Genomic DNA, 15,319 nt, shown 5'->3' with positions numbered 1-15,319 from the left:
ACCGGCATGAATGGAAAGACCGCAAATGTGGGCATTGTGATCGTCTCCCACTCGCCACTGGTGGCAAGGGGCATCGCCGACATGGTGCGGCAGATGGTCGGCGACTGCGTGCCGCTCGCCTGGTCGGGCGGCAATGTCCATGGCGAACTCGGCACCGATGCCGGCGGCATTCTGAAGGCGATCGAGGCCGCCTGGTCCGATGCCGGCGTCGCCGTCTTCGTCGATCTCGGCGGCGCCGAGACCAACAGTGAGATGGCGATCGAAATGCTGGGCCTTCCCCGTTCGGCCCTCGTCTCCATCTGCAACGCCCCGCTCGTCGAAGGCGCCGTCATCGCCGCCGCCGAAGCCTCAGGGGGCGCGTCGCTCGCCAAGGTCGTCGCCACGGCAGAGGAACTGTCGCCCTGATGACGAACCGATTGCGTAGTGAAAAACAGGAGCCCGATCCATTGCACCTGAACTGCCAGACGGAGGTGGAAGTCAAGCACGGCGTCGGGCTGCATGCCCGCCCCTCCGTCACCTTCACGCGCCTTGCCAAGTCCTTCCCCTGCTCGATCGAGGTCGCCGTCAACGGCAGCGACGTCTGGCTGAACGGCAAGAGCATCATCAAGATCATGGGTGCGAGAATCCGCAAAGGTTCGATCCTCAAAATACGGGCGGACGGCATTCTCGCCGAAGAGGCGATCCGCGCGCTCAAGGAACTCATCGAGCGCAATTTCGATGAGGAAAAGAAACATGGCAGAACCGCTTAAGCTGAAAGCAAAGAGCGCATCCCCCGGCATCGCATCCGGCCCGGCCTTTCTCGCAGAGGAGCCGAAGGCTGCTTCCGCGCCCGGAACCGGCGGCGGCTACGGCGCGCTTGAGAAGGCGATCGATATCTCGATCGGTGAGCTCGAGCGCCTCGCCGACGGCGCCGATGCCGAAAGCCGCGATATCATCGATTTCCAGATCGAGGTGCTGCGCGATCCGACGATCGCGGAAGCAACGGGCGCGCGCATGAAAGCCGACGAGAATGTCGTCTTCGCCTGGGTCGCGACGCTCGACGCCTATATCGGCGAACTCGAAGCGGCCGACGAGGAACAGATGCGGGCGCGCGCCATCGACATTCTCGACATCAAGAACCGCGTGCTCGGCGCCCTCGCCGGCACCCCGGTCGCCGATTTCCCGCCCGGCTCGGTCTTCGTCGGCAAGGATATGGAGCCGAGCCGCTTCCTCGCCCATGATTGGTCGAAGGGCGGCGGTATCGCGTTGTTTGCAGGCAGCGCCGCCGGTCACGTCGCTTTGCTCGCCCGGGCGAAATCGGTGCCGATGGTGGTCGGCACAGGCCGTTTTTCAGCAGCGGATGGCGATTCCGTCGCCGTCGATGGCGACGGAGGCGCCGTCATCCTCGAGGCGGGCGGCATGCTGATCCCGCCGCTCGCGCCAGCCGGCGACATCAAGACTGAAAGCGGCGAGCTGCGCACCGCGGACGGCGTACCGATCCTTCTCTCCATCAACATCAACGATCCCGCCGAGATCGATGCCCTCGATCCGGCAACGACGGGCGTCGGGCTGATGCGCTCGGAATTTTCAGTCACTTCGATCGCCGATGCCGCCAATGAGGAACGCCAGCTGGCGATCTATCGCCGCGTGCTGGAGCAGGCGGGCGAAAGGCCGGTGATCATAAGAATGCTGGATATCGGCGGCGATAAGCCGCTTGCCGGCCTCGAAGACCTGCCGGCTCTGGAGCCGGGCTTGCGCGGCATCCGGCTGCTGCTTGCCCGGCCGGAAATCGCCCGCGTCCAGGCCCGCGCCCTGCTGCGCGCCGCCGTCTTCGGCAAGCTCTCGGTGATGCTGCCGATGGTGACCTTTCCCGACGAGATCGACCGGATGCGCGAACTGTTCCGCGAGGAAGCCGAAAAACTCGGCCGCCGTTCCCTGCTCCACCGGATGCCGCCGATCGGCATGATGGTGGAGGTGCCGTCGGCCGCATTGATGCTCGACACTTTCGGATCGGCCGCCTTCTTCTCCTTCGGCACCAACGACCTCACGCAATATCTCACCGCCTCTGTCCGCGACGGCAACGAGGCCGACGCCGGCAAGGCCGCACCCGCCGTGCTCCGGCTGATCGAGCAGGCGGTAGAACTCGCCGGCGGCAAGCCCGTCAGTATCTGCGGCGATATGGCCGGCGATCCCCGCTATCTCCCGGGGCTGCTTGCCGCCGGGCTCCGGCATTTTTCCGTGGCGCCGGCCCGCCGTCGCGCGATAAGATCGGCAATCGTCGGCCTCAACGCCGATGGCACAAGGGCAGCCGGAGAGTAGGATGGCGCGCGAAGACACCGAAGACGCCATAATCGCCTACAAGTCCATTCTGGCGCAGATCATCGACAATAGGCCGTCCGGCACGCGCCAGCGCCTGGCGACGGCGCTCGGCAAGCACCGCAGCTTCGTCACCCAGATCACCAGCCCGACCTATGCGACGCCGCTGCCGGCGCGCCATCTCGCAACGATCGTGCGCGTCTGCCACTTCAGCGCCACTGAGGAGGAACGCTTTCTCGAAGCCTATCAGGCCGCCCATCCCGGCAAGCTGCCGGATCTCGGCCATTCCGAGAAATTGCGGCACCTGTCGCTGATGGTGCCCGACTTCGGCGACGACAGGAAAAACCGCCTCCTGGAAGAGGCGATCTCCGATCTGGTGCAGAAGATCGTCGCGATATCAGGGGCGAGCGAGCAGTGAAGTGTGACCGGGCTGACGTAGCGTAATGTTTTTGGCCTTGGGAGGGGCTTGATGAAGAAGTTCATGAACACCGCGGAAACCATGGTCGCCGAAAGCGTCGAAGGCTTCGTGCGCGCCCATGAGGCCTTCGTGGTGTTCGGGGCCGAGCGCAAATGCGTCCGCCGCCGCCATCTCACATCTGGCAAGGTGGCGCTGATATCAGGCGGCGGCGCCGGCCACGAGCCGATGCATATCGGCTTCGTCGGTCAGGGCATGCTGGATGCCGCCTGCGTCGGCCACATCTTCACCTCGCCGACGCCGAGCCAGATCATTGCCGCTATCGAAGAGACCGATACCGGCGCCGGCTGCCTTCTCGTGGTCAAGAATTACGACGGCGATCTGATGAATTTCGAAATGGCGATCGAGATGGCCGGTGACCGTCACGGCCTCGACATGATCGTCGTCAGCGACGATATCGAGACGTCGAGATCAGGCGACGGCCGAGGCCGTCGCGGCGTCGCGGGGACGCTGATCGTCGAAAAGATCCTGGGTGCCGCCGCCGAACGCGGCATGCCCCTCGCCGAATTGAAGCAGCTTGGCGAGGGACTGAACACCCGCATCCGCTCGATAGGCGTCGCGCTGAACGGCGTGACGGTGCCGCAGACCGAGCGCACGACGTTTTCGCTCGGACCCGACGAGATGGAAATGGGCGTCGGCATTCATGGCGAGCCCGGCCATGCCAGGCAGCCCTTCGCCGCCGCCGACGCCATCATCGGGCATCTCTGCGAGACCATCATCGCCGACATCGCAGTAATGCCGGGCACCCAAGCGCTGCTCTTCGTCAACGGCCTCGGCGGCACGCCGCCCGCCGAACTCTACCTCGCCTATGCCAGCGCCCGCCGTATCATCGAGGAGAAAGCCATCCCGATCGAGCGCTCGCTTGTCGGAACCTATGTCACCTCGCTCGACATGCAGGGACTGTCCGTCACCCTCGCCTTGTTGACCGACGAGGAGATCGCGCTTTGGGACGCGCCGGTGGCGACGGCGGCTTTGCGCTGGCCGTGACCGCCTTCCCACATCAAATGTAGAGCGGCGCCATCTTCCGCCAGGCGCCGGCGCGGTGGGCGCGGCCGTCCCAGACATGCAGCTGATGGCCAATGTTTTTTTCGCCCAGCAGCCGGCTGAGATAGCGGTTGTTGTCGAGGAAGGGATCGGCATCGCCGATGGTCAGCACGATGTCGATCTCGCGCAGCCTGTCGAGCCGCCAATCCGCGCCGAGCCCTGGAAGGAAATGCGTCGGCGTGTGGAAATAGACGCTGTCATCGTAATAGCCGTCGAACAGGTCGCCGAACACTTCCACTTTCATCGTCAGGTCGTAGCGCCCGGAGAAGGCGACGAGCTTTCGGAAGAGATGCGGATGGCGGAACACGAGGCTCGCCGCCTGGAAGGCGCCCAAGCTGCATCCATGCACGATGGTGCAATCGTGCGGGTTTTTCGCCGCCATCAGCGGCAGCACCTCGTTGAGGATGTAATCCTCCAGCGCCGCATGCCGGCGAATGCGTTCGGCCGGATGATGGTGGAAGCCGTAGAGGCTGTCGGCGGCCAGTCCCTCGATGCAATAGAGCTGCAAATGACCGGCCGAAAGCTTGTCGGCGAGGCTCGCAACCAGGCCAAGCTGCTCATATTCGAAAAAGCGCCCCTCCCGCGTCGGAAACACCAGCACCTTGGCGCCGGCATGGCCGAACACCAAGATCTCCATCTCCCGATGCAGGCGCTGACTGTACCAGCTGAGATATTCGCGGTTCATGTCACCCTGAAGAACTGTCCGATCTTGTCGCGGAGCGCCGCCTCTTGCTCAGCGCTTCCAGGGTAATCGAAATGACCGGCGTCCAGGATGAAGATTTCATTATATTTCCGTATCGCATTTGCGACAGCGAACTGGCAGGGCGGCGCGACGGCGGGATCGAAAAGCGCCACTGCCGTCAGCATCGGCACATCGATCCGCCGCGCCGCGGTCGCCGCATCGTAGAAGCGCAGCGTCTCCAGCACGTTTTGATGTTCCGCCTGATATTCCTGCACCCCTTGCGCGCTGCCGACGCTCGGCAGCTTCAACCGCAGCGGCTGGTGGCCGAAGCTCGGCAGCGCCAGATGGCCGCGATCGATGCGTTCGTCATAGGCGATCGCCATCGCCCCGATGCCGCCGCCGAAGCTGATGCCGCTATAGCCGATATGGCCGGAGAGCCAGGGATAGAGCGTAACAAGCGTCGAGACCGCGAGCCAGATATCCGCGACGCAGCCGCCGATGATATAGGCGTCCCGCTTGTCGATATCGTGCAGCACATGCCAGGACGGATTCTCGGAAATCGGCGGATGCCTGCTCAGCGACAGCCCCCGGCAGCACGGAAAGATCACCGCCGTTTCCTCGACCGGCAGATTGAAGTCAGGCTGATCCCGCCCGCCATACCCATGCCCGACGACGAGACCGCGCCGTACCCCGCCTTCACGCGGCAGCAGCAGCCAGCCGCCGATCTTGAACGTACCGGTCGAGAGATAGACGAGGTCGAGTACGTGCCAGTCGGGATGACTGAACTTGCTCAGAGAAAGCACCGGCTGCGGATCGACTGCGAGCGCCTTCAAATACCGCGCCTCCCAGAACGCATCGAAGCCCGCAGGCTCCTCCGGCAGCTCGATCGCAAGAAGCTCTTCGAGCCGCATGCCGTAGGTCGGATCGAAGGCGAAGGGATGTTGCTTGGGAATGCTCATCCGGTTTTGTCGCGTGAAAGCTGCGGCGGCGCAAGCCTTGCTGCCGCTTTCCTCAGGTCATGGGCATCGGCCATGACACTACCAGACTGAGCATTCCGGATCTGCCCTCCTCTCCGGATATGTGCGTCAAGCTGCGGCCCCCGCCGCCTCCAGGATCAGCTGGGCAATTTCGTCGGGATGGGAGATCAGCGAGAGGTGGCTGGCCTTCACCTCGATAGTCTTCGCACCCATGCGCTTGGCCATGAAGCGTTCGAGATCGGGATTGATCGTCCGGTCCTCGGTCGAGACCGCATACCAGCTCGGCTTGGAGCGCCAGGCGGCCTGCGTCGTCTTGCCGGTCAGCAGCGCCTTCTGGAATGGCTGCTGCACGGCATAGAGTACCTTTGCCTTGGCTTCCGCCACGTCGCCGGCGAAATCGCGCAGGAAAGCCGCTTCGCCCAGACGCCCCTCGTCACCGTCGAAGACGATGCCTGCAGAAGCCGGCGGAGTCGGATAGGTCTTGGCGAGCGCGGTGTAATCCTCGCCTGCAGCTGGCGCCCGCGCAGCGACATAGACAAGCGCCGAAACATTGGGATGCACGCCGGCCTCCGTGACCATCATGCCGGAAAACGAATGCCCGACCAGAACTGTCGGGCCATCCTGCCGATCGAGCACCCGCTTTACCGAGGCGACGGCCTCGGGCAATGTCGTCAGCGGGTTCTGCACCGCCGTGGTGTTCAGCCCGGCCGCCTGCAGGCGCGTGATCACCTCGGTCCAACAAGAGCCGTCGGCAAATAGCCCATGCGCAAGCACGATATTGCGTGCTTTGACGAGAGCGGATGTCGCGGCCATGCCGCGGGTGGCTAGCAGAGAGGCGGCGGCGCCGGCAACGAGGGCGGCCGAGAAAGCGCGTCTGTTCATCGTCATGATCTGGTTCCTTACAAATGGAGAGCGTTGAAGGATCGAAAGCATGCCGGCTCGGGGCGGGAGATCCGGAGCCGCTGAAAATCGGTTGGTCTATGACGCTGTTTCGGTGCGCTCGCGTGACGCGAGCTCCCATGTATATTTCAATTCGGCGTTTAAAGCGGCTTGCATCTGCGAGATGCCTGCCTGCTGGAGAATACATGTATCCTCAATATACAGAAAGTCACCTCGCTCAGCCGCTTCTTCGAAGCCGGAAAGCTGGCATAAACTTGAAATTCTGACCGTACGGGGCGGCGATATTGTTAGGCCTTCCTAATAGGCGAAAGGAGTGCGCCAAAGCGGAGCCCGGCGCCCTCTCACGGGGAGACCGTCCGGAAAAAGCGCGGCGTTGCCGGCATTTGCCGACATAAAGGAGGAGACGACATGCCTGAGATCGCGGTGGGCGCCCTCATCAAGAATGGAAGCGTTCTCCTCGCAAGGCGCAGTCCCGGACGCAGGCAGCATCCAGATCGCTGGAGCCTCCCCGGCGGCCACGTCGAGAACGGCGAAGACGTCGAGACGGCAATGCGCCGCGAACTCATGGAAGAAATAGGCGTGACGCCGGAGCTCTGGCAATTTGTGACAAAGTTCGGATGGCAAGGCCAATCCGCAGTATCCGCCACGTTTCATATCTATCGCATCGATCGGTGGCTAGGCCGCCCGCAACTGATTGACGACGAACACACCGAGCTGAAATGGTTTAGCGCCGCCGCGATCGAATGCGAAACGGAGCTGGCTTTGCCTGAGCTCGGCAAAATTCTTATGAATCTGACCACATCGAGGGACAGCAAAGATTAAGCGGATGGCACTCGAGGTCAGCAGGCAAACGGGGCAGTTCCTCAATCTCAGGATGGGCTGAAGCAACCGCGCTCAGACCTTCTCTTTCTTCCTGGTCTTTTCTTTCGGCTCCACCGGCGCATCCGGTGTCGGCGCCAAAAGCTTACGCAGCGATGCGATCTTGTCCTTCACCAGCGGCTGGAAGCGCGTGGCACGATAGGGCATGTCGGCCGCGCCGTAGCCTTCCGGGCCGTCATCATTGCCGCGGTGGATTTCCGCGAGCTTCACACCGATGAAGGTGCCGTCGACATAATGGGTATATTCGCCCACCCAGCGGATCGTATAGATCTCGCCCTTGCGGATGAGCTGGTCGATGCTGACATGCTTGAAGGTGTCGTTGATGCAGACGACCTTCTGGCCGACATGGAATTCATAGCTCATGGATCAGACTTTCCAATAGCACTCCGCCTCGCAACTCCATAGCGCGTCCGGCGGTTGGGATGAACCCTTTTCTAATCGCAATAGACCTTGCCGCTCTTGCGGGAGCGCAGATCGAAATGGAAGTGGTTCCAGTGTTCGGGGTTGCTGCCTGGTCCAAGCACCGTATTGAAATAGCGGCAGCTGTCGGTGCGCACCGCCTTCAAGAGCCGGCCCTCGCGATAGGAGAACAGGCCCTTCTTGCGCACATCGATCGCGTGGCCGTTCTTCAGCACGAACTTGCCGACATCGATAGCATTGCCGCGGGCATGTTCCGACATCGGATTATATCTCTGCCGGCTGTTGTTCATGCGCCGGCAGGAATAGCCGCCGAGCGGCTGGATCGTCTTGATCCCGCTCCAGTAGCGAAAGCGGGCGGATGGCGCCAGCTCGTTCTTCACCCACTTGGCGAAGGCGAGCGTCACCTGGCAGTTCAGCGTCACGGCCGGCTGCACGCCGATATTGCCGGAAAGCCCCTTCAGCGACACCGGATAAGGCACCTGACAGGCCGGTCCCTGCGAGATCGGCGGCTTCTCGTCGAAAAGCACGCCCATACGCTTCAGTTCGCGCCGGCAGGCGAGTTCGGAAGCCGGCATGACGCTCGGATCGACCGGTGCGGCGGGCTGGCTCATCATCGGGTTGTTCGGCCGGAGCATCGCGACTTCTTCGCTCTCGTCCTCTTCGGGAACGCGGGTCGGCTCCAAGACAGGGCGGCCGTCGTTCCAGGCGGGGGCTCGGCTCATCTCCGCCTGCGCTGCCGGCTGCGGCATTGCCCGGGGTGCGGAGTGGCGCACTGGCTGATTGATCTGAGCCGGATTGTCGGTGCCGATGCCGTCGACGACGGGTTCGCTGGCGTTGCCCTCGGCGATCTGCTGCTGCTGCTCCTGCGCCAGCCCGACGACCGGTTCAGCCCCGAGCTCTTCATCCATGTTGACACCGCCGGACGGGACAGCAAGGTTCTGTGTGCCGCCCCAGTTGCCGTTCGGCTGGCCTGCCGCCAGCGCCTCGTCGCTGTCGATCATCGGCAGCTTGCGGCCATGGGATTCCGGCGCGGCCAGCGTCTGCGGCGCCTGTGCCGCGTGCCCGGTGCCGGCAAGGTTCGGCGTATCGAGATAATCGACCGAGCCCTGGCTGCTGCCGACAGGCCCGCCGGAGACGGGATAGGAGGCCTGAGTTTCCGCGGGCGCAAGGCGCTCCGCACGCGCCATACGCGCGGCACCGCGAGACGGTGAAATCGAACTGACCCGGGTGCCATTGTCGACATTGGCCGGCGGCACCAGCCCATCGCTGATCGAACAGGTGGTCAGCGCCGCCGAGAGCAGCACGGGCAGGAAGGCTCGCCGCGGAAAGGAAACAAACGCCATACTCTTATCGCTTCCATGGGCCGGCCGCAGAGTGACCGAAAAAACTCGGTTCATTTTTAATTAAAAACGGTGAATGAAAACTTACCGGCACAATCTGAAGGGTGGGAATTAAAAAAGGCCGGTCGCCCGGCCTTTGATCTTTGCTGTTTTTCACGCTGCCCGTGTGTATCGGGTCTCGGTCGGCCGCCCCGCCTCGCGCAGGCGGAAATTCGCAAGCAGCGTCTTCAGCTGCGTACTTTCGTCGGCAAGCGTGCGGCTGGCCGCCGTCGTCTCCTCGACCATCGCCGCGTTCTGCTGCGTCATCTGATCCATGTGATTGACGGAGCTGTTGATCTCGTTGAGCCCCGTCGACTGCTCGCGCGCCGCCGTCGCGATCGAGGCGACATGGTCGTTCACCTGGTTGACCAGCGCCTCGATCTCCAGCAGCGCGTCACCTGTCGAGCGCACCAGCGCAACCCCGCCCTCGACTTCCGCAGCCGAGCGGCTGATCAGTTCCTTGATCTCCTTGGCCGCATTGGCGGAACGCTGGGCAAGTTCGCGCACTTCCTGGGCGACGACGGCGAAGCCGCGGCCCGCCTCGCCGGCCCGCGCAGCCTCGACGCCGGCGTTCAGCGCCAGCAGATTCGTCTGGAAGGCGATCTCGTCGATAACAGAGATGATCTGGTTGATGCGACTCGAGGATTCCTCGATCCGGCCCATCGCGGTCACGGCGTTGCGGACGATGTCGCCGGAGCGGCCGGCGCTCGCTTTGGTTTCGGCCACCATCTCGCGCGCCTCGTTCGCCCGCTCGGATGCGGTCTTGACCGTCGCGGTGATTTCGTCGAGCGCTGCGGCCGTTTCTTCGAGTGCGGCCGCCTGCTGCTCCGTGCGCTTCGACAGATTACCGGTCGCCTCGCTGATGTCGGACGCACTGTCGTTGACCACCCGGCTCGATTCGGCAATCGCATGAATGACGCCGTTCAGCGCATCGACGGCGGCGTTGAAATCATTCCTGAGCTTGGCGTAGTCCTCACCGATATCGCCGATTGCAACGGTGAGGTCGCCGCTTGCAAGCTTCTCCAGGCCGACGCCGAGCACCTGCATGGCGCGGTTTTGCCGCTCGGAAGCCGAGCGCAGGCTCGCTTCGTTGCCGCGTCGTTCGTCCTCGATCTGCCGCTGCCGCGCGTCTTCGCGCCCGCGCAGCGCGCTGCGTTCGTCGACGGAGTCACGCAGAACCAGCAGCACCTTGGCCATCTGGCCCACTTCGTCGCGGCACTCACTGCCGGCAATCTCGACGGATGCTTCCTCGGCAGCAATCGCGTTCATCGCCGTCTTTAGCCGGGCAATCGGCGCCGTTACGCTGCGGACGATGGCATAGGCGATCGCGATAGTGGCGGCCGCGCCGAGCAGGCAGAGCGCCGCAGCCCAGATCGCATTCTGACGATAGAGCGCCGCCAGGTCATCGGCATAGACGCCGGTGCCGACAATCCAGCCCCAGGGCTCGAAACCGGCGACATAGGAATATTTCAGCACCGGCTCATCGGCGCCCGGCTTCGGCCAGTAATAATCGACGAAGCCCTTGCCGTCCTTCTTCACCTTGTTGACGAACTCGACGAACAGGAACTTGCCCGTCGGGTCCTTCATCTGGGAGATATCGGTACCGTTCAGTTGCGGCTTGATCGGGTGCATCACCATGGCGGGGCGCATGTCGTTGATCCAGAAATAGCCGTCGGCGCCGTAGCGCATGGCGCCGATCACGTCCTTGGCGGCCGCCTGCGCCTGCTCGCGGGTCATCGTACCCGCCTGTTCCATCTTGTAATATTTGTCGAAAATGCCGAGCGCCGTCGCCTCCATCTTCTCCAGCCCCGCCTTCCGCTCCGCTTCCAGCTCGGAATAGGAATAGTTCAGAAAGAAGATCATCGTCGCTGCGAGCACGGCAAGCGTGAAGCCGACGAGGCAGTAAAGACGGGTGGATATTTTGACGTTACGCATGAGGGTTCCCGGCGATTCTTGGATATGAGACCGCTTTCATTGTGAACCGCCTGAATTACTGGAGCGTAAAGTTTTATTAGAAGGCGATCAAATAACGCAAGGTGAAGTGTCGGTTGTAAAATTCAACCCGCTGAAATCGAATGAGATTTCAGCTCGGTGACGACCGCGATATTTGCACCGCCGCCTTCGCTGGCACCGAAAGGGATTGGTCCACACAACGAGTTCGCCTAACGTGGCTGCAGAATCGTAACACCCAGCCTGAAGGAACCTTCCATGACCGATGCCGCCAAGCCGAGAGGCGAATTGACGTTGCGCACGCTCGCCATGCCGGGCGATGCCAATCCGGCCGGCGATATTTTCGGCGGCTGGGTCATGGCGCAGATGGACCTTGCCTCCGGCATTCGCGCCGCCGAGCGCGCCAAAGGCCGCGTCGTCACCGCCGCCGTCAAGGAGATGGCCTTCGAACTGCCGGTCAAGATCGGCGACACGCTTTCGGTCTATACCGATATCGACCGCGTCGGGCGCACATCGATTACGCTGATCGTCGAAGCGTGGGCGCACCGCTCGCGTTATGCCAAGATGGAAAAGGTCACCGCCGCCACCTTCATTATGGTGGCGCTCGACGAAGAGGGCAAGCCCAAGCAAGTCCCCGAGGAGTGACAGGCCGGGATCGACACCATGGAAACGGTCAGCTCGCCGGAGGTCTTCCTTCATATCAAGGTGGTGATGGGCATGGTCATCAGCCTTTCGCTCGCGAGGCTGTTGACCGGCGTGGCCGGTATCGTCCAACACCCGGCCAAGGCGCGGGTCTATGTCGTCCATCTCGGCTGGGCGCTGTCCCTGTTCCTCTTCATCATCCATATCTGGTGGTGGGAATATCGCCTGCAGGCCGTGCCCGTCATCGGCTTCGGCATCTATCTCTTCCTCGTCTGCTTCTGCAGCCTGTTCTTCCTGCTCTGCGCCCTGCTCTTCCCGGCGAGCCTCGATGAATATGGCGGCTACGAGGAATATTTCATTTCGCGGCGTAAATGGTTCTTCGGCGTCCTCGGCCTGATCTACGCCGTCGATATCCTCGACACGGCGATCAAAGGTCCGGAGCGCATCCTCTCGCTCGGCTGGGAATATCCCGCCCGCAATATCGTCTACATCCTGCTCTGCGCCCTCGCCGCCTGGACCGCGAACCGCCGCTTCCACTCAATCTTCGTCATCGCCAACCTGCTCTACCAGGTGAGCTTCATCTTCAGGCTTTATGATGTGTTGGAGTGAGGCCCGATCCCGCGAAGCGGGAGCGATCGATCCAGTGAATCGATCGCAGGACCGAACGCCCTGAGAGAAAGCGAAGGGCCGGGCAGCGGCAAATTCTCAAACCTCGTTGGAAGGTCGCGCCCTCTCCCCAGCCTATCCTGAAGTGCCCCGCAGGGGCCTCGAAGGACGGGGCTGGCCTCCGCTTCGCCGAGTGCGGATGCTGGCGTGACGCCAAGCCACCTGCCCCCGTGATTCGAGACGGCCCTTCAGCCTCCTCACCATGAGGGCTGGTCGTTGTGCCGTGCCGCCTCTCTCACATCTTTAAAAACTGTGATCCCTTATCAAATCCAAGCCCCGGAAATATCTTCCCCGTCAGATCATCCAAGCCGACATCGAACTGCCGGTAGAGCATCGCCGCCGCCACCTCGCGCACGTCGGCGGTCGGCATCAGGTCGCGGTCGTCGAGCAGTTGGCCATCACCGATCCCCGGCCAGCGGCCAAGGATGCGCCCGCCGTTGATTGCGCCGCCGGCAAGGACGGCGCAACCGCCCGTTCCGTGGTCAGTGCCGGCGGAGCCGTTCTGGCGGACGGTGCGGCCGAATTCCGTCATGGCGAGCACCACCGTCTTTGCCCATATCTCGGGGCCGAGCGTCGTCTTCAGCGTGTTGATCGCCTGGGCAAGATCCCCTGCCGGCCGCTTGAACTGGCCGGCCTGGCCGATATGCGTGTCCCAGCCGGTGATCGAGAAGCTGGCGATGCGGTAATCGCCCTTCAGCATGTTGGCCGCGAGCGCCGCGACGTCGCCGATCTTCTCGCCGCGCTCGCCGTCCGGCTCGACCATCATCGCAGCGCTGTCGGCTCGCGTCGCCTCGGCAAGCGCCTGAGCGAATGGCGGATCACCGGCATAGAGCCGCGCCAAAAACTGCATCTCGTCACGCGCCGGCGCCAGATTGGAATCCGACGCCCAGACGTCGACATTGTTCGGCCCGGAGAGGATCAGCTCCGTCGACGTGTTGACGTCGATCGCCTTGCGCGCATCCAAGCGGGGAATGACGGCGAGCGCCCGGTTCAGCCAGCCGGTCTTTTCCTCGGCGACATGTTCGCCGCCCGATTCCAGCATGTCCTGGCCGTCGAAATGGCTGCGCTGGTCGCGATAGGGCGTCGACACCGCATGGATAAAGGCGAGTTCTCGGCTCTTCCAGAGCGGCATCAGGTCGGCGGCGGCGGGATTGAGGCCGAAATGCCCATCAAGATCGAGAAGTCCGCTGTCCGGAGTCAGGGCCAGGGTCGGCCTGAGCGCGGCAAAACCGGTGTCGCCGTAAGGCTGCACCAGGTCGAGCCCGTCCATCGCGCCGCGCAGGATGATGGTGACGAAACGATTGTCGCCGGGCATTGCCGCGAAGCTGACCGGCGTGAAGACGGGGGCGGCGGCAAGACAGCAGGCCGAGGTCAGAAAGCCGCGGCGGGAAAGCAAAATCCGGTTCATTGGGAGCCTCCTATCGGCGGTTGAATTCCGGCGATGCCAGCGCCAGCGTCAAACCGCTGATCTTGTTCGGTGCCTGCGACACCACGCGGATCGTCTCGTCGCGCGCGGCATCGGCAAGCGTCGATCTCAGGAACTCGCGCGGATCCTCGTCGCGGCCGAACTGCGCCGCCGCCCGCCTTGCCCAGGCCAGGCGCTCGGCGAGCTGGCTGCCGGTGATCCAGGCGGAAAAGCCTTCCTCGAAACCGGCAGGGCTCGGCGGCAGCCAGGTCGGCTGGCCCATGCGCTTCAGCGCCCCCTGCCCCAATGCCCGCGCTGCCCGAAAGGCCTTGAGCCGCTTGTCCCTCGCCTCTCCGGCGGGGTCCGTTGCCACTGGCGCTCCCGCCATGCCGGGCGTATTGGCCGCCATATCGCCCTCATCCGTTCCCTGCTGATTGGCTGCCAGGAAGCTGCCGACGACGCCGTTGACCGGCCCCGCATTCAGCGCCCTCAGACCGGCAACAACAAAATCGAACGGCTGACGCGCCTTGGCGCCCTCGTTTTGCCAGGCGGCGGGATGGTCGAGCATGGCGGTATAGACGGCGGTGAGGTCGCCATCCGTCTTCTTCCACGCGGCCGCCATATCGGAGACCATCCCCTCGTCTGGTTGGTCGGAGACGAAATGCACCGCGAGCTTGCGGCTTATATGGGCCGCCGTCTTCGGATGGACCGAGAGGTCGTCGAGCATGTCGAGATAATCCTCGCGCGAGCGCCGGCGCCCGCCATAACTGACGCCGAGCACCTGATGCGTGCCGGGCTCCGAAATGTTCGGCCGAAAGGCGATATCCATCTCCTTGCGGTCGATGGTGAGCCCCGTCAGCACCATGGCCGCAGCGGTAACATCCGCCTGGGTATAGCCGCTGCCGGCGCCGAGCGTGTGCAGTTCCAGGAGTTCGCGGCCGAGATTTTCGTTCAGCCCCTTGTTGCGCTTGACGCCGCCGGCCGAATCCGGCCCGAGCGAATCCGCCTGGTCGAGGTAGATCAGCATGGCGGGGTGAGCGGTGGCGCTGCGCAGGAGATCGCCGAACCTGCCCGATATGAACGGCCGGATTGCCTCGGCCTCGTAGAGCGGCACGATAAGACGCATCGGCAGGCTCTTGTTGGCGCTGGTGGAGAAATGATCGGTCCAGAAGGTCGAAAGCCGCTCGTAAAAGCCGTAGGGCGACAGCACCGCCTGCATCAGCCGCAGGTTCGCATCGTGCTGAAACTGCTGCTGCGCCTGGCGCTGCACAGCTTTGCGCATCTCGCGCTGCGTCGGATCGTCGGTGACCGTCTTGGCATCTTCCCGGATCTGCTTCAGCTGGTCCTGTAGGCTGAGGATCGCCCGGTGACGCATGTCGGGGCCGCCGAGCGGAAAATCCGGCGTTGCCGCCGCCCCTTTGGACAATTGCCCGATCAGCTCATCCTTGCTTTGCGGCGCCACCTCGCCCGGCCGGAAACCATAACCGAATCGGATCGCCGCCATCGTCGGGAAAGAGAGGCTCATGCCCGATCACCTCCTGATCACTTGATGGTGACAGGCTGACAGCCGATTGCGACGGGAATCTGTAGGAAATGCGGCGATAT

At 63.3% G+C, this 15,319-nt stretch carries 16 protein-coding genes; 8 read left to right on the top strand and 8 right to left on the bottom strand.

What is annotated here, in order from left to right; genetic code table 11:
• Nucleotides 1–6: 6 nt before the first annotated feature.
• Genes dhaM through GGD53_RS17345 form a run of 5 tightly spaced genes read left to right on the top strand, consistent with a single transcriptional unit; the run spans nt 7 to nt 3,757 of the window.
• Nucleotides 7–405 carry a dihydroxyacetone kinase phosphoryl donor subunit DhaM gene (dhaM, locus tag GGD53_RS17365; RefSeq protein WP_037175071.1) on the top strand — a complete coding sequence of 133 codons (399 nt, stop codon included), beginning with the start codon at nt 7–9 and terminating at the stop codon, nt 403–405.
• Nucleotides 405–749 carry an HPr family phosphocarrier protein gene (locus tag GGD53_RS17360; RefSeq protein WP_008535102.1) on the top strand — a complete coding sequence of 115 codons (345 nt, stop codon included), beginning with the start codon at nt 405–407 and terminating at the stop codon, nt 747–749. The genes dhaM and GGD53_RS17360 overlap by 1 nt, the downstream gene beginning before the upstream one ends.
• Complete coding sequence (locus tag GGD53_RS17355) at nt 733–2,298, top strand: putative PEP-binding protein (protein ID WP_184457783.1); 1,566 nt, start codon at nt 733–735, stop codon at nt 2,296–2,298. Before GGD53_RS17360 ends, GGD53_RS17355 begins: the two co-directional genes overlap by 17 nt.
• A 1-nt stretch (nt 2,299) precedes the next feature.
• Nucleotides 2,300–2,713, top strand: a complete 414-nt coding sequence (locus tag GGD53_RS17350) for a hypothetical protein (protein WP_097600013.1) — start codon at nt 2,300–2,302, stop codon at nt 2,711–2,713.
• A 51-nt stretch (nt 2,714–2,764) separates the two neighbouring features.
• A complete protein-coding gene (locus tag GGD53_RS17345; protein ID WP_184457781.1) occupies nt 2,765–3,757 on the top strand; it encodes a dihydroxyacetone kinase subunit DhaK in 993 nt (330 codons plus the stop codon).
• A 13-nt stretch (nt 3,758–3,770) separates the two neighbouring features.
• On the opposite strand, the gene GGD53_RS17340 is transcribed toward GGD53_RS17345, so the two are convergent.
• The 3 genes from GGD53_RS17340 to GGD53_RS17330 all read right to left on the bottom strand — a co-directional run bounded on the left by GGD53_RS17340 (nt 3,771) and on the right by GGD53_RS17330 (nt 6,361).
• Nucleotides 3,771–4,499, bottom strand: coding sequence for an esterase family protein (locus tag GGD53_RS17340; protein ID WP_184457779.1), 729 nt, complete (start codon nt 4,497–4,499; stop codon nt 3,771–3,773).
• The gene (locus tag GGD53_RS17335; protein ID WP_184457777.1) at nt 4,496–5,455 is read right to left on the bottom strand and encodes an acetylxylan esterase; all 960 of its coding nucleotides are present in this window, start codon (nt 5,453–5,455) and stop codon (nt 4,496–4,498) included. Before GGD53_RS17335 ends, GGD53_RS17340 begins: the two co-directional genes overlap by 4 nt.
• Before the next feature lie 126 nt (nt 5,456–5,581).
• Nucleotides 5,582–6,361, bottom strand: coding sequence for an alpha/beta fold hydrolase (locus tag GGD53_RS17330; protein WP_184457774.1), 780 nt, complete (start codon nt 6,359–6,361; stop codon nt 5,582–5,584).
• A 420-nt stretch (nt 6,362–6,781) separates the two neighbouring features.
• Between GGD53_RS17330 and GGD53_RS17325 the strand changes: the two genes are divergently transcribed.
• Nucleotides 6,782–7,195: an NUDIX hydrolase gene (locus GGD53_RS17325; RefSeq protein ID WP_184457772.1), complete on the top strand. Its 414-nt coding sequence runs from the start codon at nt 6,782–6,784 to the stop codon at nt 7,193–7,195.
• A 72-nt stretch (nt 7,196–7,267) separates the two neighbouring features.
• Here the strand turns inward: GGD53_RS17325 and GGD53_RS17320 are convergent, their stop codons facing one another.
• The 3 genes from GGD53_RS17320 to GGD53_RS17310 all read right to left on the bottom strand — a co-directional run bounded on the left by GGD53_RS17320 (nt 7,268) and on the right by GGD53_RS17310 (nt 10,986).
• The gene (locus GGD53_RS17320; RefSeq protein WP_184457770.1) at nt 7,268–7,615 is read right to left on the bottom strand and encodes a CAP-Gly domain protein; all 348 of its coding nucleotides are present in this window, start codon (nt 7,613–7,615) and stop codon (nt 7,268–7,270) included.
• 71 nt (nt 7,616–7,686) lie between these two features.
• Nucleotides 7,687–9,015 carry an extensin-like domain-containing protein gene (locus GGD53_RS17315; protein WP_184457769.1) on the bottom strand — a complete coding sequence of 443 codons (1,329 nt, stop codon included), beginning with the start codon at nt 9,013–9,015 and terminating at the stop codon, nt 7,687–7,689.
• Nucleotides 9,016–9,165: 150 nt separating this feature from the next.
• On the bottom strand, nt 9,166–10,986 hold the full coding sequence (locus GGD53_RS17310) for a methyl-accepting chemotaxis protein (RefSeq protein WP_184457767.1): 1,821 nt from the start codon (nt 10,984–10,986) through the stop codon (nt 9,166–9,168).
• A 273-nt stretch (nt 10,987–11,259) separates the two neighbouring features.
• Here GGD53_RS17310 and GGD53_RS17305 point away from each other — a divergent pair, with 273 nt between their 5' ends.
• Both GGD53_RS17305 and GGD53_RS17300 read left to right on the top strand, forming a co-directional pair.
• Entirely contained in the window at nt 11,260–11,646 is a 387-nt protein-coding gene (locus GGD53_RS17305; RefSeq protein WP_064803309.1) for an acyl-CoA thioesterase, read from the top strand.
• Nucleotides 11,647–11,664: 18 nt separating this feature from the next.
• Complete coding sequence (locus GGD53_RS17300) at nt 11,665–12,252, top strand: hypothetical protein (protein ID WP_184457765.1); 588 nt, start codon at nt 11,665–11,667, stop codon at nt 12,250–12,252.
• Between the two features lie 292 nt (nt 12,253–12,544).
• On the opposite strand, the gene GGD53_RS17295 is transcribed toward GGD53_RS17300, so the two are convergent.
• Nucleotides 12,545–13,717 carry a DUF1501 domain-containing protein gene (locus GGD53_RS17295; RefSeq protein WP_184457763.1) on the bottom strand — a complete coding sequence of 391 codons (1,173 nt, stop codon included), beginning with the start codon at nt 13,715–13,717 and terminating at the stop codon, nt 12,545–12,547.
• 10 nt (nt 13,718–13,727) lie between these two features.
• Nucleotides 13,728–15,239 carry a DUF1800 domain-containing protein gene (locus tag GGD53_RS17290; RefSeq protein ID WP_184457761.1) on the bottom strand — a complete coding sequence of 504 codons (1,512 nt, stop codon included), beginning with the start codon at nt 15,237–15,239 and terminating at the stop codon, nt 13,728–13,730.
• Nucleotides 15,240–15,319 lie beyond the last annotated feature (80 nt).

This window comes from Rhizobium aethiopicum (assembly GCF_014197535.1).
Lineage (GTDB): Bacteria > Pseudomonadota > Alphaproteobacteria > Rhizobiales > Rhizobiaceae > Rhizobium > Rhizobium aethiopicum_A.
Note: the sequence above shows the minus strand (reverse complement) of the source record. Positions and strands in the feature narration are given on the sequence as shown.